The sequence below is a fragment of the Devosia sp. genome (assembly GCF_048261455.1).
In the GTDB taxonomy this organism is placed as follows: domain Bacteria; phylum Pseudomonadota; class Alphaproteobacteria; order Rhizobiales; family Devosiaceae; genus Devosia_A.
On sequence record NZ_JBLXGA010000009.1, the window covers coordinates 97184 to 122249 of the forward strand.

31 protein-coding genes and 1 tRNA gene are annotated in these 25066 nt (G+C 65.1%); 19 read left to right on the plus strand and 13 right to left on the minus strand.

Features of this window, described 5'->3' with window-relative positions:
• Positions 1–78: 78 nt before the first annotated feature.
• Complete coding sequence (locus ACN0TK_RS11375) at positions 79–930, plus strand: ATP-grasp fold amidoligase family protein (RefSeq protein ID WP_417309609.1); 852 nt, start codon at positions 79–81, stop codon at positions 928–930.
• Between the two features lie 17 nt (positions 931–947).
• Here the strand turns inward: ACN0TK_RS11375 and ACN0TK_RS11380 are convergent.
• A tRNA-Lys gene (locus ACN0TK_RS11380) sits at positions 948–1023 on the minus strand.
• Positions 1024–1153: 130 nt separating this feature from the next.
• Here ACN0TK_RS11380 and ACN0TK_RS11385 point away from each other — a divergent pair.
• Positions 1154–2008 carry a mechanosensitive ion channel family protein gene (locus ACN0TK_RS11385; protein WP_417309610.1) on the plus strand — a complete coding sequence of 285 codons (855 nt, stop codon included), beginning with the start codon at positions 1154–1156 and terminating at the stop codon, positions 2006–2008.
• Positions 2009–2053: 45 nt separating this feature from the next.
• The gene (locus tag ACN0TK_RS11390) at positions 2054–2929 is read left to right on the plus strand and encodes a mechanosensitive ion channel family protein (protein WP_417309611.1); all 876 of its coding nucleotides are present in this window, start codon (positions 2054–2056) and stop codon (positions 2927–2929) included.
• 38 nt (positions 2930–2967) lie between these two features.
• Here ACN0TK_RS11390 and msrA read toward each other — a convergent pair whose 3' ends face one another.
• The 8 genes from msrA to ACN0TK_RS11430 form a co-directional block, all read right to left on the minus strand.
• Entirely contained in the window at positions 2968–3624 is a 657-nt protein-coding gene (gene msrA / locus ACN0TK_RS11395; protein ID WP_417309612.1) for a peptide-methionine (S)-S-oxide reductase MsrA, read from the minus strand.
• A 135-nt stretch (positions 3625–3759) separates the two neighbouring features.
• Positions 3760–4710 carry an endonuclease/exonuclease/phosphatase family protein gene (locus tag ACN0TK_RS11400; protein WP_417309613.1) on the minus strand — a complete coding sequence of 317 codons (951 nt, stop codon included), beginning with the start codon at positions 4708–4710 and terminating at the stop codon, positions 3760–3762.
• 97 nt (positions 4711–4807) lie between these two features.
• Positions 4808–5257, minus strand: a complete 450-nt coding sequence (locus ACN0TK_RS11405; protein WP_417309614.1) for a GNAT family N-acetyltransferase — start codon at positions 5255–5257, stop codon at positions 4808–4810.
• Between the two features lie 84 nt (positions 5258–5341).
• Positions 5342–6904: a 2-isopropylmalate synthase gene (locus ACN0TK_RS11410; RefSeq protein WP_417309615.1), complete on the minus strand. Its 1563-nt coding sequence runs from the start codon at positions 6902–6904 to the stop codon at positions 5342–5344.
• Positions 6905–7016: 112 nt separating this feature from the next.
• Positions 7017–7145, minus strand: a complete 129-nt coding sequence (locus ACN0TK_RS11415) for a hypothetical protein (protein WP_417309616.1) — start codon at positions 7143–7145, stop codon at positions 7017–7019.
• Between the two features lie 75 nt (positions 7146–7220).
• The gene (locus ACN0TK_RS11420; RefSeq protein WP_417309617.1) at positions 7221–7628 is read right to left on the minus strand and encodes a hypothetical protein; all 408 of its coding nucleotides are present in this window, start codon (positions 7626–7628) and stop codon (positions 7221–7223) included.
• A 166-nt stretch (positions 7629–7794) separates the two neighbouring features.
• Entirely contained in the window at positions 7795–8682 is an 888-nt protein-coding gene (locus ACN0TK_RS11425) for a PhzF family phenazine biosynthesis protein (protein ID WP_417309618.1), read from the minus strand.
• A 74-nt stretch (positions 8683–8756) separates the two neighbouring features.
• Complete coding sequence (locus tag ACN0TK_RS11430; RefSeq protein ID WP_417309619.1) at positions 8757–9254, minus strand: heme-degrading domain-containing protein; 498 nt, start codon at positions 9252–9254, stop codon at positions 8757–8759.
• Between the two features lie 247 nt (positions 9255–9501).
• On the opposite strand from ACN0TK_RS11430, the gene ACN0TK_RS11435 reads away from it, so the two are divergent.
• The 3 genes from ACN0TK_RS11435 to ACN0TK_RS11445 are packed head-to-tail and all read left to right on the plus strand — an operon-like array spanning position 9502 to position 10953.
• Positions 9502–9801, plus strand: coding sequence for a hypothetical protein (locus tag ACN0TK_RS11435; RefSeq protein WP_417309620.1), 300 nt, complete (start codon positions 9502–9504; stop codon positions 9799–9801).
• Positions 9791–10183, plus strand: a complete 393-nt coding sequence (locus ACN0TK_RS11440) for a hypothetical protein (RefSeq protein ID WP_417309621.1) — start codon at positions 9791–9793, stop codon at positions 10181–10183. Before ACN0TK_RS11435 ends, ACN0TK_RS11440 begins: the two co-directional genes overlap by 11 nt.
• Before the next feature lie 50 nt (positions 10184–10233).
• Positions 10234–10953: a hypothetical protein gene (locus ACN0TK_RS11445; protein WP_417309622.1), complete on the plus strand. Its 720-nt coding sequence runs from the start codon at positions 10234–10236 to the stop codon at positions 10951–10953.
• Here the strand turns inward: ACN0TK_RS11445 and ACN0TK_RS11450 are convergent.
• The gene (locus ACN0TK_RS11450) at positions 10923–11396 is read right to left on the minus strand and encodes a GFA family protein (protein ID WP_417309623.1); all 474 of its coding nucleotides are present in this window, start codon (positions 11394–11396) and stop codon (positions 10923–10925) included. The genes ACN0TK_RS11445 and ACN0TK_RS11450 overlap by 31 nt on opposite strands.
• 105 nt (positions 11397–11501) lie before the next feature.
• On the opposite strand from ACN0TK_RS11450, the gene ACN0TK_RS11455 reads away from it, so the two are divergent.
• From ACN0TK_RS11455 to ACN0TK_RS11505, 11 genes are all read left to right on the plus strand, one after another.
• Complete coding sequence (locus tag ACN0TK_RS11455; protein ID WP_417309624.1) at positions 11502–11663, plus strand: DUF1127 domain-containing protein; 162 nt, start codon at positions 11502–11504, stop codon at positions 11661–11663.
• A 193-nt stretch (positions 11664–11856) separates the two neighbouring features.
• The gene (locus tag ACN0TK_RS11460) at positions 11857–12876 is read left to right on the plus strand and encodes an LLM class flavin-dependent oxidoreductase (RefSeq protein ID WP_417309625.1); all 1020 of its coding nucleotides are present in this window, start codon (positions 11857–11859) and stop codon (positions 12874–12876) included.
• Between the two features lie 47 nt (positions 12877–12923).
• A complete protein-coding gene (locus tag ACN0TK_RS11465) occupies positions 12924–13226 on the plus strand; it encodes an ArsR/SmtB family transcription factor (RefSeq protein ID WP_417309626.1) in 303 nt (100 codons plus the stop codon).
• Positions 13227–13228: 2 nt separating this feature from the next.
• The gene (locus ACN0TK_RS11470; RefSeq protein WP_417309627.1) at positions 13229–13717 is read left to right on the plus strand and encodes an SRPBCC domain-containing protein; all 489 of its coding nucleotides are present in this window, start codon (positions 13229–13231) and stop codon (positions 13715–13717) included.
• A 20-nt stretch (positions 13718–13737) separates the two neighbouring features.
• The gene (locus ACN0TK_RS11475; protein WP_417309628.1) at positions 13738–14364 is read left to right on the plus strand and encodes a glutathione S-transferase family protein; all 627 of its coding nucleotides are present in this window, start codon (positions 13738–13740) and stop codon (positions 14362–14364) included.
• Between the two features lie 159 nt (positions 14365–14523).
• Complete coding sequence (locus tag ACN0TK_RS11480; RefSeq protein WP_417309629.1) at positions 14524–15492, plus strand: aldo/keto reductase; 969 nt, start codon at positions 14524–14526, stop codon at positions 15490–15492.
• A 235-nt stretch (positions 15493–15727) separates the two neighbouring features.
• Positions 15728–16093 (plus strand): hypothetical protein, encoded by a 366-nt coding sequence (locus tag ACN0TK_RS11485; protein ID WP_417309630.1) that lies wholly within the window; start codon positions 15728–15730, stop codon positions 16091–16093.
• Between the two features lies 1 nt (position 16094).
• Complete coding sequence (locus ACN0TK_RS11490) at positions 16095–18212, plus strand: pyrroloquinoline quinone-dependent dehydrogenase (RefSeq protein WP_417309631.1); 2118 nt, start codon at positions 16095–16097, stop codon at positions 18210–18212.
• Between the two features lie 122 nt (positions 18213–18334).
• On the plus strand, positions 18335–18829 hold the full coding sequence (locus ACN0TK_RS11495) for a cytochrome b (protein WP_417309632.1): 495 nt from the start codon (positions 18335–18337) through the stop codon (positions 18827–18829).
• Positions 18830–18937: 108 nt separating this feature from the next.
• Positions 18938–19402: a DUF1003 domain-containing protein gene (locus tag ACN0TK_RS11500; RefSeq protein WP_417309633.1), complete on the plus strand. Its 465-nt coding sequence runs from the start codon at positions 18938–18940 to the stop codon at positions 19400–19402.
• A gap of 235 nt (positions 19403–19637) precedes the next feature.
• A complete protein-coding gene (locus tag ACN0TK_RS11505; protein WP_417309634.1) occupies positions 19638–20171 on the plus strand; it encodes a phosphotransferase in 534 nt (177 codons plus the stop codon).
• A gap of 7 nt (positions 20172–20178) precedes the next feature.
• Here ACN0TK_RS11505 and ACN0TK_RS11510 read toward each other — a convergent pair whose 3' ends face one another.
• Positions 20179–21027, minus strand: coding sequence for a helix-turn-helix domain-containing protein (locus ACN0TK_RS11510; protein WP_417309635.1), 849 nt, complete (start codon positions 21025–21027; stop codon positions 20179–20181).
• Between the two features lie 121 nt (positions 21028–21148).
• Between ACN0TK_RS11510 and ACN0TK_RS11515 the strand changes: the two genes are divergently transcribed.
• A complete protein-coding gene (locus ACN0TK_RS11515; RefSeq protein ID WP_417309636.1) occupies positions 21149–21391 on the plus strand; it encodes a DUF2061 domain-containing protein in 243 nt (80 codons plus the stop codon).
• Positions 21392–21718: 327 nt separating this feature from the next.
• Here ACN0TK_RS11515 and ilvC read toward each other — a convergent pair whose 3' ends face one another.
• Positions 21719–22741: a ketol-acid reductoisomerase gene (gene ilvC / locus ACN0TK_RS11520; RefSeq protein ID WP_417309637.1), complete on the minus strand. Its 1023-nt coding sequence runs from the start codon at positions 22739–22741 to the stop codon at positions 21719–21721.
• A gap of 150 nt (positions 22742–22891) precedes the next feature.
• Complete coding sequence (locus ACN0TK_RS11525; RefSeq protein ID WP_417309638.1) at positions 22892–23533, minus strand: TetR/AcrR family transcriptional regulator; 642 nt, start codon at positions 23531–23533, stop codon at positions 22892–22894.
• 297 nt (positions 23534–23830) lie between these two features.
• Here ACN0TK_RS11525 and ACN0TK_RS11530 point away from each other — a divergent pair, with 297 nt between their 5' ends.
• Positions 23831–25057: a PQQ-dependent sugar dehydrogenase gene (locus ACN0TK_RS11530; protein ID WP_417309639.1), complete on the plus strand. Its 1227-nt coding sequence runs from the start codon at positions 23831–23833 to the stop codon at positions 25055–25057.
• Positions 25058–25066 lie beyond the last annotated feature (9 nt).

A 25066-nucleotide genomic window follows, 5' to 3' on the forward strand; every position in this document is an offset into this window, starting at 1 on the left:
TACGATCGCATGCTTTTTGCCGCGTTGCGCGGCGTTCTGGTAATGACGCACTTTGGGGCCGCGCGAAGATTCCGCCGCATGATTGGCTACTGGCCCAACCCGGCCCTGCCCCGCATCTACCAGGAAAAGCAGTTCTGGCGGAAACTCTTCGACCGCAATCCCGATTTCACCACCATGGCCGGCAAGCTGGAGACCAAGGCATTGCTGGCGGCGCGGGTGCCGGAGCTCACTCAGGTGCCGACGCTGTGGCGCGGCGCCTCACCAGCTGATCTGCCTGACTCGCTGTTCGCGCAGGATTTCATGCTGAAAGCGAATGCGGGCTCGTCCACCAATCTGCTGGTCAAAGGCGGCAGCCTGTCGCGCGACGCGCTGGTGCGGCGCTGGCAACGCTGGCAGCGCTCGACCCGGCGGCGCGCGCGGAACGAATGGGGCTATCGCAATGCGCCGCAGATGGTTTTTGCTGAACCGGTGCTGACACTGGGCGGTGGCGACCTACCCACCGACATCAAGGTCTATGTGTCCGGCGGCTTGGCCGTGTGCACCTGGGCCGCCGACAAGCTGCGGCATCGCTCCACCACCTATGACGAGACGGCCGCGCCGCTGCCCGAGCGCGGATCCCAGCACCCCGATGAAGCCCAGGCCTTGCCGTCCAATCCGGAAACGATTGCGCTGATTCGTCAGGCCATGGCGCTGGCACCGCGCGCTGCCGGCGACATCGACCTGATCCGCGTCGACTTTCTCGTTGCCGAAGGCCGACTGCTGGCAGGCGAGCTGACCGTCTACCCTGATGGCGGGTACGACCGGATTGCCAACCGGCGGTCCGAGGCGATGATCAACGACAACTGGGATCTCAGGCGCAGCCATTTCATGCGCAGCCCGCACCGCGGCTTCGCGCGGCTTTATGCCGACGCGCTGCGCAGAAACCTGTGACCTGACAGGAGGGTGGATGGTGGGCGACCGGGGGCTCGAACCCCGGACCCGACGATTAAGAGTCGTCTGCTCTACCAACTGAGCTAGTCGCCCGATCCGGGGCGGTGACTACCAGAGCGATTCAGGCCTGTCCATCCCTGTCGTCGCGATGCGACACTTTCTTGCCGGTCTCGACCCGTTGCGTTAACGGATTGGGACAGACCGACGCAGCACGTGGCCTTTCATGCCGACATCTCCAGAGCTGTATGCGGGAGCCGTCGACTGGCTGACCCGCAACATCGTGCCGATCGCCGGCGCGATCCTGATTCTGTTCGCGGGCCTTTATCTGTCGCGGCTGGCGCAGAGGATGATCAACCGGCTGCTGCCGCGCGCGACCGGCATCGACCGCAATTTCGGCCCGCTGCTGGCGCAGTCGGCGCGCTATGCCGTTGCAGTGTTCGCCGTGGTAACGGCGCTCGGTTTTCTCGGCGTGCCGAGCGGTTCGATCTTTGCGGTTCTGGGCGCCGCCGGCCTCGCCATTGCGCTGGCGCTGCAATCGACGCTGGCCAATATCGCGGCGGGAATCATGCTGGTATGGCTGCGCCCCATCGCGATCGGCGAATATGTCGTCGGCGATGGCGTCGCCGGCGTAGTGATCGAAATCGGTCTGTTCGGCACGCGGCTGCGCTCGACCAGCGGGCTCTACATCTTCACCCCGAACCAGAAGCTGTGGAACTCGGCCATCACCAATCACAGCCGCGAGCGGCGGCGGCGGATCGACGTCAACTTCACCGTGCCGGACAGCATCAATGTCGCGCGGGCCCGTGAAGCCGTGCTGAAAATCGCGCGCGCCGATCCGCGGGTCGAGCAGGACCTTGCGCCGACGCTGCATGTCGAGAGTTTTGTCGGTGACAAACTGGTGCTGCAGATGCGCGCCTGGGTGCAAACCCCGGACTATCTACCGGCCTTGCGCGAATTGACGGAGCAATCGAAAGCGGCCATCAACAGGATGCTGTCGGGCAATGCCCACGCCGAAGTTGAACTTGCGGTCGATCCGCATACCCCCACTCCGGGGGAGAAAACCCCGGACCTCACGTGACGACGCCCCCCACCGGGCCTGAATAAGCTGGACGACACAATCCCGATGAACGCACTGGAGACGACCGCGATGCAGTATGCGCAGCTGTTCAATTTTTCCACCGAGTGGCTGGTCGACAATGCCATCTCCGTGCTGACGGCTCTGCTGGTGCTGTGGGGTGGCTGGTTCCTGTCCGGGTTTCTCAGCCGGCAGGTGCGGGGCCTGCTGCCACGCACCCAGCGCATCGACAACACCATCGCGCCTTTGATCTCGGAACTGGTGCGCTACGGGGTGATCGTCATCACCGTGGTCATCGTCCTCGGCCAGTTCGGGGTGCAGACAGCCTCGATCCTCGCCGTGCTCGGCGCGGCCGGCCTCGCCATCGCCCTGGCCTTGCAGGGCACGCTGTCGAATATCGCAGCCGGCGTGATGATCATCTGGCTGCGGCCCTTCAATGTCGGCGAATATATCGACGCCGATGGCATCGCCGGCACGATTGTGGAGATCAGCCTGTTTTCGACCCGCATGCGCACGTATGACGGGATCTTCCTGTTCGTTCCCAATTCGAAACTGTGGGACGCCAAGGTGACCAATTACACCCGCGAGCCCAAGCGCATGGTAGAGACCAAGGTCGGCATCGCCTATGACGCTGACCTCGCCAAGGCGCGCGAGGCGATGCTGTCGATCACCAAGGACGAGCGCGTGCTGGCCGACCCCGAGCCCTTCGTCTTCGTCGCCGGCCTCGGCGCCAGCGCGGTCGATCTGACGATGCGCAGCTGGGTCGCCGGGTCGGACTACTGGAAGACCAATGTCGATTTCAACGAGCGCGCCAAACTGGCGCTCGATGCGGCCGGCGTCGAAATTCCGTACAACAAGCTCGACGTCATGGTGAAGCAGATGCCAGAAGCCGCCGACGACTCTGCAGACACACAAAAGGCCTGAGGTTTCCCTCAGGCCTTCATCAAGGTTTCAGCTGCCGATCAGGCGTGGCCGTCGAGGCCCTTGAAGGCGTCTTCACCCCAGATGGCTTCCACCTGGCGGTTCTTGCCGCAGCCGGCGCGGTAGCGCGCATAGTGCTGCGCCTTGGTCAGCCCGTTCGACAGCTGGTCCGAGCTCTGCCAGAAGTTCTGGTGATAGTGCTCTGCCGGCCAGAAGGTCGGGGCCATCTCGACGTCGGTGGCGATGGTCTTGCCCAATTCCTCGGCGACCTGGGATTTTTCGGCCATGGCGATCTCCAGTTCGGTTTCCGAACCGGCGTAGACAGCCGTCGTATAGCTCTCGCCATAGTCGCAGAACTGGCCGCGGCTCTCGATCGGGTCGATCAGGTGAAAGAACGTGTCGACCAGCGTTTCGTAGCTGGTCACCGAAGGATCGTATTCCACCATCACCGCCTCGCGGTGGCCGGTGGTTTCGGTGATCACCTGGGAATAGGTCGGGTTGTCGACATGCCCGCCGATATAGCCCGAGGTGGTGGCGACGACGCCCGGGGCGTGGTCGAAGTCGGACTCGACCGACCAAAAACAGCCGCCGGCGAAAATGGCGGTGGCGGTGTCGGCGGCCTGCGCGCCACTGGTGGCGAATGCGCCCACCATGGCGACGGCCAGCGCGAGCTTGTTGCGGTGCATTGATCTGGGCATGGCTCTTCCCTCTTTTCCTGTTGCGCCACAATTGGTGCCGCGCGCGGACAATGACAACACAAAGAAACGTGCAGCGCCTGTTATGTAACCTTTGCGGCCCGTCATACGTAACTGGTCAGTTGGGGCGCAAATGCCTCAAGAACCGCCGGTCAGCACAATATCAGCAATCAGGCCGCGGTGGTTGGAGCCAAGCGGATCATCGATGGCGCGATACTGCTGGATCAGCAGCGGCGGCCGGGTGAAGATATTGTCGATCGGCAGGGCCAAGGGGCCCAGTTCGACCGGCCAGGTGCCCGGATAGCTTGGTCCTGGGATCAGCTCGGTGCGGCGCAAGAGCCGCGCGATATTGTCCGACCAGGCAGCAGCATTGAAATCGCCCGCCAGCACCAGCGGCCCTTCCAGCCGCGCGATGGCATTGGCGAGATTATTGGCTTCGCCATCGGCGATCGTATCGAAATAGGGTTTGGACAGGTGCGCCCCGACGATGTTGATGCGCTGGCCGGCAATCGTCGTCGCGGTGACCAGCAGACGCTCTTCGTAGAGGGGGCTGAGTGCGCGCAGCGTTTCGCGCTCGAGGCGGGTCTTCGACAACAGTACCGTGCCGCATGAATGCAGGCCGCTGCAGCCGGCGACATGCGGATAGAGATCGGCCAGGCCCTCCAGCTCGTCGCGCATCGGCGTTGCTTCGAGCAGCAAGACGAGATCGGCACCGGACTGCCGGATATAGGCGGCGATGGCGGCGGCGTTGCGGGTGTTGGACGTCAGCACGTTGAAGCTCATCATGCGCAGGAGGGGCGCCGTGGCATCGCTGGATGCGGCGAGCGCGCGGCGCGGCTCCTGCTGCTGATAGACGATCTGGGCGCCCTGGGCGAAGCCGACCGCCAGGGCCAGCGTGAACAGCAGCCCGCGCCGCCAGGCGCCGAAGGCGAACATGACGACGATCATGCCGAACAACAGCGCCGCGATATGAAAGCGCAGGGTTTGCAGCACGTCCTGACCCGGCAGGCCAATATCGTAGCCGGCGAGCGCCAGAAGGCCGAGTGCGACCAGCATCAGCGCCGTCAGTCCGCCCCTGAGTTCACGCATGGCCGCGCTCTCCCGCCCGAATCGGCATCACACTAGCCGGTTGCCTGGCGGCGGACCATGCCCGGGGCGATCACCCTGCCCCGGCGCGCCCATCAGGTCACAGGCGCTTGCCCATCTGCACACACTCGGCCGCAATGCCGGTCAGCTCGTCGGGGTTCCACGTCGCGTGCTGCCAGCCGCAGCGTTCGTAGAACAGCACGGCCTCGGGGGCGGCGTTGACCCACAACTGTCTGATGCCGGCTGTGGCGGCGTGCTCGCCGAGCAGCGTGTCGAGCACCCGACCATGCCCCTGGCGCTGGCATTGCGGCGCAATGGCCACCAATCGGATCACCGCATCTTCCGGCCTCAGGTCGAGCCGCGCCGTCCCCAGCGGCACGCCGTCGTGCCACAGCAGGAATGGCCGCGCCGCCGGAGCGCGATCGTCCGGGTGTTCGCGGTCGTAAATCACGCCGGCGTGGCGCCCGGGCGCAAACAGCACGGTCTCGCGCAGCCGGTGCAGCGTTTCCCAGTCAGCCGGGGTTTCGACGCGTTTCAAAGCATAGGTCATCCCATCCTCCCTCAAACGAAAGAAGCCGCCCTTGGGGCGGCTTCAGGCATCTCACACGGTCCGCCATGCGGCCATGCCAGCAGATCAGCTGGCGACAGCCTCGGTGGCGCCCTGTGCGGCCGCACCGCGATCCATCAGCAGTCGGTTATAGGCATTGAGATAGGCGCGGGCCGAGGCGACGAGCGTATCGGGCTCGGCGGCGTTGCCCGAGGCAATACGGCCGTTCATCTCGAGCCGCACATGCGCACTGGCCTGCGCATCGGTGCCGCCGGTGACGCCATCGACGGCGTAGAGCACCAGATGCGGATCGGTGCCGACCACCTGCTTGATGGCGTTGAAGATCGCATCGACCGAACCGGTGCCGTCGAAGCTGCCTGTGTTGCGCTCGCCGTCGATGGTCACCGTCATGGTGCAGCTGTGCATGCCGCCGGTCTTGGAGACGACTTCCATGTCCACGAGCTTGATGCGGTCGTCGACCGAGCCGGATTCGTCATCGACCAGCGCGACGATATCGGCGTCATAGACGTGCTTCTTGCGGTCGGCGAGATCCTTGAAGCGCACGAACGCCTCCTGGAAGGCATTGTCGCCCAGCTCGTAGCCGAGTTCCTTCAACTTGTCCTTGAAGGCGGCGCGGCCGGAATGCTTGCCCATCACCAGCGTCGTCGCCTTGATGCCCACGCTCTCGGGCGTCATGATCTCATAGGTTTCGGCATTTTTCAGCATGCCGTCCTGATGAATGCCGCTCTCGTGGGCGAAGGCGTTCTTGCCGACGATGGCCTTGTTGTACTGCACCGGGAAGTTCGCGGCCGCCGAGACAACACGGCTGGCGCGGCTGAGATGCGTGGTCTCGATCTGCGTGTGGTACGGAATGGCGTCGGCGCGGGTGCGCAAGGCCATGACGATTTCCTCGAGCGCGGCATTGCCGGCGCGTTCACCCAAGCCGTTGATCGTGCATTCGATCTGGCGCGCCCCGCCCTTCACGGCCGCCAGCGAATTGGCGACGGCGAGCCCGAGGTCATTGTGGCAATGGGCCGAGAAGACGACGTTTTCGGCACCCGGCACGCGCTCGATGATGGTGCGGAACATGGCCTCATGTTCCTCGGGAATGGCATATCCCACCGTATCGGGCAGGTTGATCGTCGTGGCGCCGGCCTTGATGGCGAGCTCGACGCAGCGGGCGAGGTAGTCGATCGGCGTGCGGGTCGCATCCATGGCGCTCCACTCGACATCATCGATCAGATTGCGCGCCTGCGCGACGGTGGCGCTGATAATCTCGAGCACCTGCTCTTCGGTCTTGCGCATCTGGTGGGCCAGATGGATCGGCGAGGTGGAGACGAAGGTGTGGATGCGGCCCCGCTTGGCGTGACGCACCGCTTCGCCGGCGCGGGCGATATCGGCGGGGATGGCGCGGGCAAGCCCGGCGACCACAGACTTTTTAACCTGCTTGGCAACAGCGACGACGGCCTCGAAATCGCCGTTCGAGGCAATCGGGAAGCCGGCCTCGATGATGTCGACGCCCATGTCGTCGAGCGCTTCGGCCACCTGCAGCTTTTCTTCGAGCGTCATCGTTGCGCCGGGGCTCTGCTCGCCGTCGCGCAAGGTCGTGTCGAAAATGAATACCTGGTCTTTGTTGGTGTCGGTCGTCATTGCGGTCTTCCTATCGGTCCGGCGGGGTCACAGACCATCGCGACCGGACAAGTTGTGTTCGGTGTGGCTTGTTCTCCCCTGACGACCCGCTCGCATGACGAGCTGCCGGTGATCAGGGGCTGATAAGAAGCAGAAGTAGCAGGGCGGCCGGCAGCAGCAGCAAGGCAGCAGAAATCATCAGGCGGGTTTCCCGAGCCTTCTGTTTGGCGGCTGCGATGGCAATAGCGCGGGTGCGCTGCATGGCGATTGATCCGTTTGCTGAAGACATTGTGCTGCAAAATCTGGCGCGGCACAAGTCGCAACCTGCGGTTCACGCTCAGCCGAATGCAAAGACCGCGCTGAAGACTGTGCCAACCAGCGCTGCGCTGGCGATGATCCGGCCCAGGCGAACCCGGTGCGCGGCCGCCGCATCCCCTGCCCGCATGGCGCGCGCCGAGACCGCCGCCATGACGATGCCGCCGACGAGGACGAGCAGAAACACCATCTTGAGCCAGAACCAGTGGCTGATTCCCTCGAAGCTGCCGTAGCGCACCCAGATCATCAGCGGTCCCGTTACCAGCGCGACCAGAATGCCGGTATGGCCGAGCATGTTCAGATAGCGGTTCTTGTCGACCGCCGTGCCGTCCCGCCCCGGCAGATTGCCGAGCAAGGCGAAAAACGACGCCGCAATCAGCATCAGGCCGATCAGATGGGCAAACAGCAGCAGATTGAACAGGATATCCAAGGCGGTGGTCTCCGGGCTTTGAGGTGCCGAAAAGCGGGCCGAGTCGGCCAAGTCGATGAGCGCAAAGCCATAGCATGGCGCCACGGCGCCGGGTCAACGCCGCAACCGGTCCTCCCATACAGTCGTCCAGGCGCTCAGTTGAAGGCCTGGCCGCAGGGGCCGCCGGTCAGCCGAAAAGATCGAGCGTCCCCTCGGCGACGTTGACGGCGCTGCCGCCGATGCTGGCGCGCGTCACGGCGCCGTCGGCGGAGGTAAACTGCAGTTCGATCAGGCTGGCACGCTGCATTTCCACCCCCTGGCGGAGCTTGAGATCATGGGTGCCCTCGCCCATCTGCTCCGCCAACAGGCCAATCAGCGCAGCGGCGGCGGAGCCGGTCGCCGGATCTTCGGTAAAACTGATCCCGGGCGCGAACATGCGCGCCGCGAGGTCGTTGCCCTGCTCCTCGGGGGTCTCGGTGAAGACATAGATATTGCCCCGGCCGAAGACATAGATGTCCTCCCAGCCGCGGCTATCGAGCTTGAGCCGCTTGAGCACCGAGGCGTTGCGCACCGGAACCAGATGCATCACGGTGCCGGCGCCGAACACGCAGGGCCGATAGGCGCCACAGCCGATGTCCTCCGGCGCGATCCCCAGCGAGGCGGCAATGGCATCCGTGTCGGGCAGATCGGCGATGCGTTCGGGCAGTTCCGGCAGGCCGAAGCGCACATGGGTGACGCTGCGCGAGGGCCGCTCGATGAGGCAGGTGATGGTGCCGATTTTTTCCTCGAGCCGGATGGCGCTCGAGCGGTTGGTGGCCGAGACCACGGCGGCGGCCCCGATGGTCGGGTGACCGGCAAAGGGCAGTTCCTGGTCGGGCGTGAAGATGCGGACGTTGGCGGCGTGCCGGTCGAACTGCGGCTGCTTCACGAACACGGTTTCGGACAGGTTGAACTCGCGGGCGATGGCCTGCATCTGCGAATCGGAGAGGTTGTCGGCCTTCAGCACCACGGCCAGCGGATTGCCGGACAGGCGCTGGTTCGTGAACACGTCCAGGATTTGATAGGCGAGCTTCATCGAGGCTCCTTGCGGGCGTGAGGAATTGTCGGTCTGGAACAGCGGGCGTCAACCGCGCATCGGCGCGTAGGCCCCTACTGCGGTAGCAGGATCAGGTCCGGATCGCTCAGGCCGAGCGCAGCCATCACGCCATCGACGGCGACCTGATGGTCAGCGCGTTCCTTGAGGCCGGAAACGGTGACGCAGCCGATGGGGCCGAGCCCCGCCATGCGGATCGGAAAGCCGCCGCCCGCGAGGGCATAGTCTGCGGTGTCCATGGCGCGGCTGGGGGCGAACTGCCGATCTTCGCGGGCCTGCTCCAGCACCACGCGATAGCTCGATTTCAGTAGGCGCTGCACGGTGTTGGCCTTGCGCCGCACCCAATGCTGGTTGTCGCCATCGGTGCCCGGCATCGCGGCATAAAACAACGGCCGGTTCCAAAGGCGCACATCGACGACCAGCGACAGGTTCTCCGCCAGGGCCCGGTCGCGGATGGCGGTGCCGATGGCAAAGGCCGTCGCCTCATCGAACTGGGTGAAGGCGAGGCGCTGTTCCTGCGCAATGATCAGGGCAATATCGTCGGCGGCGGCCATGAAGCTCTCTTGGTCGAGATGAGGTGTAGTGCGGCAAGCAACCTAGCGCCAAGCACGCCAGACACAAGGGCGATTACCACTTCATTGGGACGGCGGGGCTACATTCAAATCAATACTTACATGCAATCGTATAATTGCGTATGTGTCACTTGGATGACGGTCATCGACGGCCGCGCCGGGCAAGGCACGCATATTGGACGCAGTCTTACGACAATCGGGCACAGGACGACTCAGGTCGCCGGTCTTTTTGGCGGTTGCCGCTGTCGCGGCAGTGGTTCTTGCTCTGGGATATCTGCGCGAAATTGCCATCTGGGGCCTCGGTTGGCCGGCGCACAGCGTCGGCGACCGGATGTTCTCGCTCGATTCCGAACGCAACCTGCCCGCCTGGTTCACCGCCCTCCTGCTGCTCGGGATCGGCGTACTGATGCTGCGTGTTGCACGAAGCGAGTTGCGCCAGAAGTTGAGGACAGCCTGGGGCTGGGTCGCGCTCGGCATCGGCTTCGTCTATCTGGCGCTGGACGAGCGCTTCATGCTGCATGAACCTTAGACAGTTCGGCGGCTGGTTGCCCGACTCGGGCGGGATCTTTCATTTCAAATGGGTGTTCATCGCAGCCCCGATGGTGATCGTCGTCGGCTTGGCCTTCATCCCCTTCCTGCTCCGCCTGCCACGCGCCACGGCAATACGCCTGATCGTGGCGGGTATCTGCTATGTCGGCGGATCATTCGGCATGGAGATGGTGGCGGGTGTGATCGTGTCCAATGCCGAGATCGGCCCGGTCTATCTGATCTCCATGTGCATCGAAGAGACGCTGGAGATCGTCGGCGCGGTACTGGCGCTGCGCGCCGTGATGCTGCACCGTGACGGACTGCGGGACGGGCCTGTGGCCGAGGCCCCCGATGTGGCGCTGGCACGTCCCACACGCGGGTGATCGGCATAAGGTTGACCCTTCCCGCACGGTACGGCGAAGCGGGGATTGCGATGGCTGGTGCAGATGAGACGGCGCAGACCGTCCGGATGATCCTGGGCGCCACGCTGGCGTTGGTGGTGCTGATCGTCATCGCTGGCTATGTGCGCGAAACCTTCGTGGCGTTCAGCTACGAGATGTCGCGCGACTATGGCTACAAGCTGTGGCGGCTGAACGGGGAGCGCACGGTTGCGGCCTGGCTGTCCTCGATGTTGATGGCAGGCACTGGCGCCGCGATGCTCATCGTGTCGCTGGCCGAACGGCGACGCGCCATCGGCACCTGGCCCTGGTGGGTGGCCCTCGGGCTGGTGTTCCTCGCCATGTCGGTGGATGAACTGATCGTCCTGCACGAGACCTTCACCGCCATGCGTGAGCAGGCAGCGCTGCTGGGCGGTTTCGGCACATTCTCATGGGTCGCCGGCGGCATCGTCTTCGTTGCCGTGGTGGCGATCGCGTCCGTGCCGTTCCTGCTGAAGCTGCCGCGCCGCACCGCCGGGCGGCTCATCGTGGCCGGTGCTGTGTTCGTCGGCGGCGCACTGGGGGTCGAAATGGTCAGCGCCTATATTTACTCAAACATCAGCACCGGGACGCTCTACGATTTCACAACGCTGGTCGAGGAGACGCTGGAGTTCGCCGGCGTCTGGCTGGGGCTGCGCGCGGTGCTGGAGCATTTCCTCGCGCTGCGCGCCGCCACGCCGGCCAATCAAGCGAGCGCCGCCTCCCAGGCGTCATAAAGCGCCTGCCGATCGGGCGGCTGCCCGGGAAAGTTGACCAGCGTTTCATCGATCAGCACCGCGGGATGGCGACTGTCGGTCCAGATATTGCCGATCGGGCGCAGCCATGACGGATCATCGAGCGTCCCCGCCTTGACGATGACAGTCGACGGCGCGGCCAGGGGCACATTGATGACATTGGTCCCGCATTTGGCACAGCGCTGCATGCGCACCGTGCGTCCGCTGTCGGCTGGCTTGTCGAACGCTTCGAGCTCACCGGAAATCACCTCCGCCCGCTCGGCGGGTGTGGGCAGCGACACCGTGTAATTGCCGCCGCTGGCGCGCTGGCAATCGGTGCAATGGCAATTGTAGGCGGCGAGTGGCGGGCCGCTCAGCCGATAGCGCACGGCGCCACAGACGCAGCCGCCTTCGATGGGAAATTCCGGCAAATCAACACGGGGCATGTTTCGCGTCTCCTCGCCCTGAATGCGGCATTCATCGCCAATTCACGGGCCCGTCACCATAAGCCGCGGCGAACCGAAGACAAGATCGCGCCAAAGGAGAAAGTGATGCGAAATCTGGTGAAGTTCTTCCGCCGAACGCAGCGTCAACGTGTGATGAACGAGCTGCTGCAAATGGACCAGAGGCTGCTGGACGACATGGGGCTGACCCATGCGGACATCCTCGATGCCATGCGGACAAAAGCCCGGTTTTCCGGTGCTCACGAGTGAGCCGCCGGGACATCGGCAGGTGAAAGGGGATCCGCTTTGGTCGGGTCCCCTTTTTCGTTCTGCGTAGCGCGCCGGCATGAGCGGGGCACCTTCATCGGCAAGTGACGATTGACAGCGGCGAGCGGAAGGCGTTGCAAGAGGCAAAACCGAACCGGCGCGCGGTTCCCGGACGCGCCATACCCGGACCCTCACAATGAAGAAAATCGGATTCCTGTCCTTCGGACACTGGACCCCCTCGCCCCAGTCGGGCACCCGCAGCGCAGCAGACGCGCTGTTGCAGTCGATCGACCTGGCGGTGGCCGCCGAGGACCTCGGTGCGGATGGCGCCTATTTCCGCGTCCACCACTTTGCCCGCCAGTTGGCCTCGCCCTTCCCGCTGCTGGCTGCGGTCGGCGCAAAAACCTCGAAGGTCGAGATCGGCACTGCCGTCATCGACATGCGCTACGAAAACCCGCTCTATATGGCCGAGGATGCCGGGGCCGCCGACATCATCTCCGGCGGACGTCTGCAGCTCGGCATTTCGCGCGGATCGCCCGAGCAGGTGATCGAGGGCTATCGCTATTTCGGGCACGAACCTGCCGAGGGAGAGACCGACGCCGACATGGCGCGCCGCCACACCCAACGGTTCCTTGAGGTGCTGAGCGGCGAAGGCTTCGCCCAGCCCAACCCGCGCCCCATGTTTCCCAATCCCCCGGGCCTGCTGCGCATCGAGCCGCATTCCGAGGGCCTCCGGGAGCGCATCTGGTGGGGCGCCGCCACCACCCAGACGGCGCAGTGGACGGGCACGCTGGGCATGAACCTGCAGAGTTCGACCCTCGTCATGGCCGAGTCCAACAAGCCCTTCCACATCCAGCAGGCCGAGCAGATCCAGGCCTTCCGCGACGCCTGGAAAGCTGCCGGTCATTCCGGCACACCGCGCGTCTCGGTCAGCCGCTCGATCTTTGCGCTGATGAACGACATGGACCGCGCCTATTTCGGCCGCGGCAACAGCGCCGACCAGTTCGGCTATCTCGAGCCGGGCAAGCAGGCGGTCTTCGGCCGCAGCTACGCCGCCGAGCCGGATCAACTGATCAAGGAACTGGCCGAGGACGAGGCGATCAAGGCGGCCGACACGCTGCTGCTCACCGTGCCCAACCAGCTCGGCGTCGCCTACAACGCCCATGTCATCGAGGCCATCCTCAAGCACGTGGCGCCGGGCCTCGGCTGGCGCTAGTCGCACATAGGGCTTGCAGATCAATAAGGACCTCCTTATGATAAGGCATGCCTTATGAAGACAAGCTGCAAGCCCTGGCCCATCCGCTGCGACAGCAGATCCTGCTGGCGCTGCGCACCGAACCGGTCTCGGTGCGCGGGCTGACCGACAGGCTCGACGCGTCCCAGCCGGTGATCTCGCAGCATCTCAAGGTGCTGCGCGAGGCCGGACTGGTGTCGGCCCGCCCCGAGGGCATGAAGCGCATCTATCAGATCGAGCCCGAGGGGCTGACCCAGCTGCGCCGCTTCCTCGAAAGCCAGTGGACGCAACTGCTCGGCGACCTCGGCGCCGACGACGAGTCGGGGGCCTAGCGATGGCGCTCGAACCGATCGTCGTCGAGACCATCGTCAAGGTTTCGCAGCGCGCCGCATTCGTCGGTTTCACCGCGCGCTTCGCCGAGTGGTGGCCGCTGCACAGCCATTCGGTTTCCGCGGCCCGCGGCGGTCCGCCGCCTCAAAGCCTTATCATCGAACCCTGGGTCGGCGGGCGTCTGCTCGAAACCGGAGCCGACGGCGAAGGGCACCTTTGGGGCAGCGTCCGCGTCTGGGACGAATTTTCCGCCCTCGTCTTCGACTGGCATGTGGGGCGCAGCGCCGCGCTCGCCACCCGGGTCAGCGTCACTTTCGCCATGGTCGACGACGGGCGGACCGCGATCACCTTGGTGCACGACAACTGGGAGGTGCTGGGCGCCGAGGGCGCCGCCATCCATGCCCGCAACGCCGGCGGCTGGTCGAAGCTGATCGGCGAACTGTTCAAGACCTATGTCGAGCGCGGTGACGCTGCCGCCGTGCCGATCCGCTGAAACCTCTTTTCGGAGATACCATGACGACCCCGACGCTTTTCGGACTGCCGCCCAGCACCTATACCCGCACCGCCAGGATGGCCCTCGCGGCCAAGGGTGTGGCCCATGATTTTCAGCCGGTGGATTTTCGCTCCGATGCCTATCGGGACGCCCACCACCCGTTCTCCCGCGTCCCGGCCTTCACCCATGGCACGGTGCGGCTGTTCGAAACGCTCGCCATCACCAGCTATGTCGACATGGCCTTCGAGGGTCCGGCCCTGCAGCCCCAGGGCGCTGCTGCCCGGGCGGAAATGCTGCAGTGGATCAGCGTTTTTTCCAACTACATCTACGACGCGGTGGTCGGCGGCTGCATTACCGAGCGGGTGGTGAAGCCCATGCGCGGGCTCGCGCCGGACGAACAGGCCGTCGCTGCCGCCGTCCCGTTGATCCGCGACCGGCTCGCGATCCTTGATGCCCGCCTTGCCGACAGTCCGTGGTTCGCCGGCGAGGACATCACCCTCGCAGACTATTTTTATGCCCCGGTCATCGCCTATCTGGCGCCCCTGCCCGAAGGCAAGGCACTGCTGCCCGAACTGCCCGCCCTCACCCGCTGGCTGGGGCAGATCGAGGACCGGCCCGAGCTGGCATCGATTATCGCGAGCCGGTGAGACCTGCGGGTGCCGCGCGCCGTCGCGGCGCGGCTCTCATATCGCAATTTACCGATATTGGACTTGCCCGGCACGCCGGACAGTCCCTAGACTGAGGCTCTCTCCCAACGGCGCCGCCCAATGTCGCGCCGATCCAAATCGCCAAATCGAGGGATCCTTATGCAATACACCCATCTGGGCCGTACCGGCCTTTCCGTCAGCCGGCTTTGCCTCGGCACGATGAATTTTTCCTGGACCACGGAGAAGCCCGACGCCTTCGCCGTGATGGACAGCGCCCATGACAAGGGCATCAATTTCTTCGATACCGCCAACCGCTACGGCCGGCCGCATTCCGGCGTCACCGAGTCCTGGCTCGGCGAGTGGTTCGCCCAGGGCGGCGGCCGCCGCGAGAAGACCGTGCTCGCCACCAAGCTCTATGGCGCCATGGGCGACTGGCCCAACGAGGGCAAGCTCAGCGCTCTCAACATCCGCCGGGCGCTCGATGCCAGCCTCAAGCGGCTGAAGACCGACTATGTCGATCTCTACCAGTTCCACCACATCGATCGCGACACGCCGTGGGACGAGATCTGGCAGGCGATGGAAGTCGCCGTGCAGCAGGGCAAGATCCTTTATGCCGGCAGCTCGAACTTCGCCGGCTGGCACATCGCCAAGGCGCAGGGCGTCGCGAAGGCACGCGGCTTCATGGGCCTCGTCTCCGAGCAGTCGCTCTACAATCTCATCGCCCGCACGGTCGAACTCGAGGTTCTGCCCGCGGCGCAGGATTTCGGCCTCGGTGTCATCCCGTGGTCGCCGCTGCAGGGGGGTCTCCTCGGTGGCGTGCTGAAAAAGGAGCAGGAGGGCAAGCGCCGGCTCGAGGGCCGCGCCAAGGAAACGCTCGACCGGCTGCGCCCGCAGATCGAGAAGTACGAGGCGCTTTGCGACCAGCTCGGCCATGCCCCCGGCGACGTCGCACTCGCCTGGCTGCTGCACCAGCCCGCTGTCACCGCCCCGATCATCGGGCCGCGCACCGCCGACCAGCTCGATTCCGCCGAGCGCGCCGTGGAGCTGAAGCTCGATGCGGAGACGCTGAAGAAGCTCGACGAGATCTTCCCCGGCCACAAGCCGGCACCGGAAGATTACGCCTGGTAAGCCAGACACAGACCGCGAGCTGACCTGTTGCAGGCCCGGACACCCCGTCCGGGCCTGTGTCGTTCGTGACGAATGCCACAGTGTCCCTTATCGCAGGAACGCGATTTTAAGGGAACTCGACGCGCAGTGTCATCGTTACCAACGCGACCTCGGCAGGTCGCGCAATCACCCACGCTTATCCGCGTGTGTCGGCGCGGATACCGGTGCCAAATCTCAATCGCAAAGAGGCACTCGAATGATACGACACTCCACCCTCTCAGCCAGCGGGGCGGGCCTGATGGCGCTCGCGGCGCTCGTCGGCGCGGCTATTGCGCTTTACGCCTATTTCACCCCCATGACCGGGGTCACCGGCACGCCGGGCGCCCTGCTCGTCGTCGTCTCCAGCCTGGCGCTGCTGGCCGCCGGCGTCATCCTGTGGTTGCGCAGCTATGGCTTTGTCTACTGGGCGCTCATTGTCCTCGGCTTTCTCGGCGTCGCCGGCACCTTCGCTGCCGGGTGGTTCCTGCATGAATGGCTGCTGATGGCCGCCATGGCCGTCGTCGCTGTCGGCCTCGTGCTGGCCCTTTTCCGCCGCTCAACCAGCGCAGTCGAAGGAAACTGACATGTCCCGTTTGACCCATACTCTCGCGCTGTCCGTCGCCGTTTGTGCGCTCGTCCCGGCGCTCTCGCTTTCAGCCTCCGCCCAGGATACGACCCCGTCCGATACACCCGCCGCCCCCGAGGTCAGCTCGCCGTCGGCGACGCAGCCCGCAGCGCCAGACGCGGCAATAGTCACCGAACCGGCTCCGGTCGGCACGTCAGACGATGCCGCGACCACCGACACGGCGGCGCGCCAGATCGCCAGTCCCGACGCGCCTTTGGTGCCCGAGGGCGCGGTGTGGAACACCTTTCATGGCCAGCTGAACGCCCAGAAATATTCGCCCCTCACCCAGATCACCACGGACAATGTCGGCAAGTTGGAAAAGGTCTGGGAGTATCACACCGGCGACATGTCGGATGGCTCGGGCGGCCTGCCCGAAACCGTCTGGTCCGCCACCCCGGTGTTTGCCAATGACACGATTTATGTCGGCACGCCGTTCTATCGCGTCATCGCCCTCGATCCGGCGACCGGCAAGGAAAAGTGGAGCTTTGCGTCCGACTCGGCGCTGGCAGCCCTGACGCAGCCGGCCTTGAAGAACCGCGGCGTCGCCTATTGGGAGGCCAAGAACCCGGTCGCCGGCGAAGCGTGCCAGAAGATCGTCTATCTCGGCACCATGGACGCGCAGCTGTTCGCGCTCGATGCCGACACCGGCGAGAAATGCGTCGATTTCGGCGACAATGGTGTGCTCGATGTCGACCAGTGGAACACCCTGAACGACCGCTATCCGCTGTCGCTGTTGCAGCCGCCGACCGTCGTGGGCGACCATGTGATCTTCGGCTGGGCCGGCAAGGACTGGGCCTATGCCGAGGCACCGCAGGGCAATGTCTTCTCGGTCGATCCGCAGACCGGCGAGAAGCAGTGGCAGTTCGACACCATTCCCGCCGCCATCGCCAAGGATACCGGCACGGCGAACGTGTGGACCGGCATGTCGGCGGACGAAGCCCTGGGCCTCGTCTACCTCCCCGTCTCCAGCCCCTCCCCGAACTACTGGGGCGGCAACCGCACCGAGTCGATCCCCTATGCCACCTCGACCACCGCGCTGGATCTCGAGACCGGCAAGGTCGTCTGGTCGCGCCAGTGGGTGCATCACGACATCTGGGACTATGACACCAACTCCGCCCCGACGCTGATGGACATCGATGTCGACGGCAAGACCGTTCATGCGCTGATGCAGGCCACCAAGATGGGCTTCCTGTTCGTGGTCGATCGCGCCACCGGCGAGGACGTCTGGCCAATCGAGGAACGGCCGGTGCCGCAGGGCGACGGTTCGATCAAGGGTGAAGCCTATTCGCCGACCCAGCCCTTCCCGACCAAGCCCGCGCCGCTGCTCGACCAGGCGCAAAAGCCCAAGATCTGGGGCATTGCCGATGCCGTCGGCTTCGGCGAATGCAGCGCGCTGTTTGATGACCTCACCTACGAAGGCATGTACACGCCGCCCGGCACCAGCGGTAAGGGCACCCTCGCCTATCCCGATTCTGCCGGTGGCGTGCAGTGGGGCGGGGTCGCCTTCGACCCTGTGACCCAGACCGCGGTGGTCAATGTCTCGCACATCACCCAGTACATCCAGCTGTTCGACCGCGCGGAGTACGACAAGCAGAGCGGCGGCTCGGGCAATGAGAACGGGCTTTATCCGCAGGAAGGCGCGCCCTATGGCATGGCGCTGAACAACGCGCTGAACTGGGCCGGTATGCCGTGCTGGGAGCCGCCCTTCGGCGAGCTGCTGGCGCTCGACATGCACACCGGCGACGTCAAGTGGCGCCGCCCGATGGGGGCCTCGCAGGAGTACGGCTTCTACATGCCGGAATCGATGGGATCGCCGACCATCGGCGGTCCGGCCATTACGGCCGGTGGGGTGATCTTCATCGGCGCCTCGATGGACGCCAAGGTACGCGCCTTTGATCTCACCGATGGCAAGGAGCTGTGGTCGGACCTCGTGCAGGCCCCGGCAGTGGCCATCCCTTCGGTCTATGAGTATGACGGCCGCCAGTATGTGGTCTTCGTCGCAGGCGGCAATTCGATCCTCAAGCACCAGGTCGGTGACGAGGTCGTGGCCTACGCGCTGCCGCAGTCGAACGGCTAGACACGCACCCGGGGGTGGCGGATGCGCCGCCCCCACGCCCCAAATGTCAGTTTGCTGTCAGCTTCGGATTGCACGATGCTGACCGCGCCGGCCCGGGGGCGGGCCGTTTTCTGGAGACTAAATTGGTAGAACATCGCAACGGATATTCCCCCTTGCAGATCGGCATTCACTGGCTCGTGGTGCTGATGGTCGTGGTGCAGATCATCATCGGCGAGAATATGGAGGAAATGGTCGAGGCGCTTGAAAAGGGCGAACCTGTCGGCGCGTCCGATGCCTTCTGGGGCACGGTTCATTACTGGCTCGGCATCGCCATCTTCGCCGTGATGCTGGTCCGCCTCGCGGTGCGCCTGACCTCCGGCGCGCCCGCGCATGCCGGTGGCACCCCGCGCTGGCAGAACATCGCCGCCGGCGCCGTCCACTGGGCCTTTTACGTCGTGCTGCTCAGTGTGCCGATCAGTGGTCTCGTTGCCTATTACGGCATTGCCGATGTCGGCGATCTCCACGCGCTGTCCAAGCCTATTCTCATCGTGCTGATCGCGATCCACGTCGGCGCAGCGCTCTACAATCAGTTCGTGCGCAAGGACGGTACGCTGATGCGGATGGTACGGCCGCAATAGCCGTCAGTTTCGCTATTGCGTCGGGTGTCTCAACGCCTGCATTGACGGGTCTCGCGGTTTGATATGACCTCCGCGAGACCCTTTTTGTCGGGTGCCGAGGAGAGCTTCATGCGCAACAAGTCCCCCCGCAGCTTTACGCTTGTCGACAAGACGCCGACGACGGATGACGCCAGCTTCGGCGCCCGCGCGGCGGACCGCATCGCCGCGATCGTCGGCTCGTGGCACTTCATCCTGATCCAGTCGGTGCTGCTGGCGCTGTGGTTGGTGCTGAACTCGATCGCCTGGATGCAACACTGGGACCCCTACCCCTTCATCCTGCTCAATCTGGCGCTGTCCTTTCAGGCCGCCTTCACCGCGCCGATCCTGATGATGGCGCAGAACCGGCAATCTGAAGTCGACCGCCAGAAGGCGCAGCTCGACTACGACGTGAACCTCAAGTCCGAGCTCGACATCGGCGCGCTGCATCAAAAGCTCGACCTCTTGCGCGAACAGGACATCAGCCGGCTGATCGGCTTGGTGGAAGTGCTGACCCGGGAGCGGCTGGAGCGGGACGAGTCGGACGATATCAGCTGAGGGCGCAACATTGACCGCCTGCCGCCGCGTGGAAACCATGGCGGGCTGAGGGGGAACACTTTGGGCGAACGCATTGCTCTGACGGGCGGACAGATCACCTCGGTCTGGCGCGACGGGGACCGCGTCCACCGCAAGGTCACCGGTGACCGAACGCTGCAGCACGCGCTCCTCCGGCACCTCGAAGCACAGGGCTTTTCCGCCGCCCCGCGCTTTCACGGCATGGATGCCGAGGGCCATGAGGTGCTTGACTATCTTCCCGGCGAGACCGATCTCGACGCCTCCCGCCTCCCGCCTCAGCGACGCGCAGCTTACTGCGGCGGGGCGCCTGCTGCGCAGCTTTCACGATGCGGCCGCCGGCCTGCCGACTGCGACCGCCATGGACGCGGAAACCGTCTGCCACAACGACTGGACACCAGCCAACACCGTCTTTCGCGATGGCCTGCCGGTCGGCATGATCGATTTCGACACCGCCCGGCCCGGCACACGCCTGTGGGACGCGACCTACAGCGCCTGGACCTGGACTGACCTCGGCGACACGGCGCTAAGCGGCGCGGAGCAGCGCCGCCGCCTCGCGGCCTTCATCGCCGGTTACGGCCATCCCGCCGTCACCCTGCCGCTGGTGGCGCTCGCCCTCCCCGCCCGTCAGGCCGGCCGCGCCGACTGGGCCCGCCGCAACGGGCGTCCCGAGGCCGTCGCCTGGGCCGAGGCCTGCCTTGCCTTCACGCTGGAGCACGTCACGGGCGTCCTCCACCCCGACGGCATGCCCTGAACCGCAGCTACTTCACCGTCTTTGCCAGCCCCGCGACCCAGTCCGACGCCTCGTGGCCGTGCACCACGGCGGCGCGCACCAGATCGTCGAAATGCCGCGCCATCAGTTGGATGTAGTGCGGCGCGGTGAAGGCGAGATAGCGCTGGCCGACATAGATCGCGACGCGCTGCTGACCGAAGACAAGGAACGGCACCGAATAGCGCTGCCGCAGATCGTAGGCGTAGAGCCGCGCCGAGGGATAGAATTCGGAAAGATCCGCCGCCATCCGCTCGAGCTGCTCCCGGCGCACCGCAGCGTCGAGCCCGCTCCACTGCCACTGTCCGGCGGCAAAGGCCTCCACCACCTGCACTGGCACGGCGATTTCCATGTCGGTTTCCGGACGGCGCAACAGCGCCAGCTGCGCTTCGGAATCACTGATCGCCTGGCGCGGGGTCCGCACCACGGCTTCCGAATACTCGAAGGTGAGCACCGCGTCGGTCTTGAAGATATGCGGCATGCCCGAAGGCACGTGCCGAACTTTCGCGCCGGGGACCTCCGAGGTCCAGGCCAGCACCTGCTCGTCCACCGGATGCCACGCCGCCTCGGTCATCTGCACCGCCTGCTCGAGGATTTCGCTGGCGACGCCGTGATGGTTGGAAAGGCCCAGCAGCCAGTCGGCGGAGACCTGCAAGGCGCCGGCAATCTGCCCCAGCGCCTGTCCGCTGGGCAGACGCGGCTCCTCGGCGCCGAGCAGTTGCGACACGGTCGAGCGGTCGAGGCCCGCCGCAATGGCCAGCCGGCTCTGCGACCAGCCAAGACGGGCCACCGCTTCATTCAGCCGCGACTTGAACAGCGCGGCGCGATCTCTTTTGTCCATATGTTGGGTTTTGGCACGTTTGTTGATATCTATCAACAACGGTCGGAGATCGATGACAAATGCCGCGAACCGTCACCAATCGCGCGTTGCCGCCCTGCCGCCGTGCTGGCACTCAGACCCCATGTCAACCACCACTCACGACTCACGGAAAATGCAGGAAAGCGCCACCCGATCGATCGCCAAGGCGATCACCTGGCAACTTACCGGCCTCGTCACCATGACGCTGCTGGCGTTCTTCGCCACGGGCGACATCACGGCGGCGGCCAGCATCGCGCTCAGCGGTGCCGTCAGCGGGTTCATCTTCTTCATCGTGCACGAACGGATCTGGGCCCGTATCCCCTGGGGCTGGCGCCAGGCCCGCTGAGGGGCGCCGTTCATCGGCGTTCATCGGGCTGGCAAATCGGCGGCAATTTTCGGGCAAACCTCTGCCGCGCGGTCGCTTCACCGTCTGCACGGCAGCGGGACCGGGACGCGCCGATCCGCCTAACTCCCTGCTTCACGTAAGCTTTCTGCCGGCACGCGCGAACTTGTCCCCACGCGGCTGACCTGCCCTACTCTTGGGTCAGTGCAGCGCGACGAAAGTGGATCATGAACGCGACCAAGGCTTCCCGTTTCTCTGGCCATCCAGTCAAAGCAAAGGCCCCGGATTGCTCCGGGGCCTCGCAAGATCGGTAACCGTTCGGTGACGGGATCAGTTCTTGGACTTATCGACCAGCGCGCCGGCCTTGATCCAGGGCATCATGCCGCGCAGCTTCTCGCCGACAGCCTCGATCTGGTGCTCGTCGGCCAGGCGACGGGTGGCCTTGAAGCGGGCGCCGCCGCCCGACTTGATCTCCTGCATCCACTCGGAGGTGAACTTGCCGGATTGGATGTCGTGCAGCACGCGCTTCATCTCGGCCTTGGTTTCCGAGGTGATGATGCGCGGGCCCGACATGTACTCGCCCCACTCGGCGGTGTTCGAGATCGAGTAGTTCATGTTGGCGATGCCGCCCTGGTAGATCAGGTCGACGATCAGCTTCACTTCGTGCAGGCACTCGAAATAGGCCATTTCCGGCGCATAACCGGCTTCCACCAGGGTTTCGAAGCCGGCGCGGATCAGCTCGACCAGACCACCGCAGAGCACGACCTGCTCGCCGAACAGATCGGTCTCGCATTCCTCGCGGAAATTGGTCTCGATGACGCCCGAACGGCCGCCGCCGACGCCCGAGGCATAGGCCAGCGCGATGTCATGGGCATTGCCCGAAGCGTCGTGATGAACGGCGATCAGGCACGGCACGCCGCCACCCTTCTGGTATTCGCCACGCACGGTGTGGCCCGGGCCCTTGGGCGCGATCATGATCACGTCGACGGTCGACTTGGGCTCGATCAGGTTGAAGTGCACGTTGAGGCCGTGCGCGAAGGCCAGCGCGGCGCCGTCGCGGATGTTGGGCTCGATGTGCTCCTTGTAGATGTCGGCCTGCAGTTCGTCGGGCGTCAGCATCATGATGACGTCGGCCCAGGCGGACGCGTCGGCGACCGACATGACCTTGAGGCCTTCGCCCTCGGCCTTGGCGGCAGAGGCGGAACCCGGGCGCAGGCCCACGGCGACATCGGTCACGCCGCTGTCGCGCAGGTTCAGCACATGGGCATGGCCCTGGCTGCCGTAGCCGATGATCGCGACCTTTTTCGACTTGATGATGTTGAGATCGGCATCCCGATCGTAATAGACGCGCATGTGGTTTCTCCTGTTTGTCGCGTTCGGCCGCGGGGGCCGTATCCTGTTGCGGCCGACGCTGGCAAGCGTCATCCGCCCATATCAGAAGCGCCCGCTCCCCGAGGAAACCGACGCCAGACCCTTACCGTCCCGATGCTGCGCATGGGCCGGCTAGTTGCGGAGTGCCTCCACCCCGTAGATCGACAGAAACTGTTCGGTGGCCCGGGCCGCGTCGCGCGCGATGGCGGTTGCGTCAAAGACCAGCGTTTCGCCCAGCAACAGGCGGATCTGCACGTCGCGGACGACCAGACCGAAAAAGCTGCGATAGGCCTCCTCGGAGCTGTCGAAGCGCAGCAGCCGCGCCTCGCGCCCGGCCTCGAGCACCGGCTTCAGCCGCCGGCGGATAGCGAGCGGGCCATTTTCGAGCACGATGGCGCCAAGGTCCTGCTTGTCCGACCCCAGATGGCCGATGGCGAGCCGGTTGAGCGTCACCGAGACTTCGCCGGAGATCGTCGTCAGCAGGTCGACCGCAAAGCCCTCGATCGAGTGGCGCAGCGAGGCCGCATCGAGCCGCCAGCGGTCGACATGCGGCTGGCGCACTTTGGCGGCCTGCCACTGCACCGTGGCGGTCAGGAGCCCGTCGCGGTCGCCGAACCACTTGTAGAGCGTTTCCTTGGAACACGAGGCGCGCCGGGCGACCGCGGTCATTGTCAACCCCGCCCCGCCCTCGACGAGCAATTCGAGCGCGGCGGTGAGCACCTGCTGCTGGCGTTGCGTGAAGGTTTCGTCGTGATGTGCGACGGCGGTGGCCATCGGAATTCCCCTGCTCCCAGAACGGCGACGTTGCGCCCGACACTCGGCCGGCTTGCCGACCGCGACGCCCGTTGCGGCGGACGCCAAGTTTTGCTTCAGCTTCCGTACCGTAACGTACGGTTCGGCGCAAGAGGGTTCATCGATGACGCTGCAGGCCCTGTGCTGCACCGAGATATCGCGCAAGGGTCGCGGGACATCACGCGGCGTTGTGCATGATGTGTGCGGTTGGCCTGCATCCATCGGTCCAGCAAGGGGTTGCGATCCGTACCCGACAGATAGAAACGAGGACCAGATCCAGTGCGATATCCCCTGACCACACTTGCGACCTCGATCGTCACGTCACTCGGCCTCGCCCTGACGCTTGGCACCTCGGCCCTTGCACAGGGCGTTACCACGCAGCCGCCGAATGCGCCCTCCCAGGAGCCGGCCTTCCCCGAACAGACCCGCGCACCCCTGCCCGACAGCCAGCCGCAGGTCGAAACCTCTGTGGTGGCGGACGGGCTGCCGCAATTGTGGGCGATGGAGTTTCTTCCCGATGGCCGCATGCTGGTCACGGCCAAGGCAGGCCGCATGTTCGTCATCGGGCCCGACGGCACTGTCGGACCGGATATCTCCGGCCTGCCCGAGGTCGACGCGCGCGGCCAGGGTGGGCTGCTTGATGTGGCGCTCGCCCCCGATTTCGAAACCAGCAACCGCATCTTCTTCTCGTTCTCCGAACCACGAGACGCGGGCAATGGCACATCGGTCGCCTCGGCGGTGCTGAAAATAGACGACGCCGGCGAAGGCGAATTGTCCGAGGTCGAGGTGATCTTCCGGCAGACGCCGGGTTACGACGGCAACAAACACTTCGGCTCGCGCCTCGTCTTCAGTCCCGAGGACAATCTCTACGTCACCGTCGGCGAACGGTCCGACGCAGCCGTGCGAAATCAGGCCCAGGATGTGGGCAGTGGGCTGGGCAAGGTGTTTCGCATCGACCAGAACGGCGCGCCCCTGCCCGACAACCCGCTCGTCGATGTGGATGGCGCACAGCCGGAGATCTGGAGCCTCGGTCACCGCAACATGCAATCGGCCACTCTGGGGCCGGACGGGCGGTTGTGGACCGTGGAGCACGGACCGCGGGGCGGCGACGAACTCAACCAGCCACAGGCCGGCAAGAACTATGGCTGGCCGGAAGTCACCTATGGCATCGAGTACAGCGGCCAGCCCGTCGGCGATGGCGTCACCTTCAGCGAAGGCGTCTCCCAGCCGGTCTATTACTGGGATCCGGTGATCGCCCCCTCAGGCATGGCGCTCTACCAGGGCGCGGAGTTCCCCACCTGGCAGAATGCCTTTCTCATCGGCGGTCTCGTCGCTCAAGGCCTTGTCGTGTTGCATCTCGAGGATGACGTGGTCGTCGCTGAGGAACGCGTGCCGCTCGGCGCTCGTGTCCGTGACGTCCGGGTGGGCCCGGACGACGCGGTCTATGTCGTCACCGAACAGCGTGGGGCCGGCTCAGCCATCGTCCGGTTGAGCAACGCCAGCTAACGCAAGGGA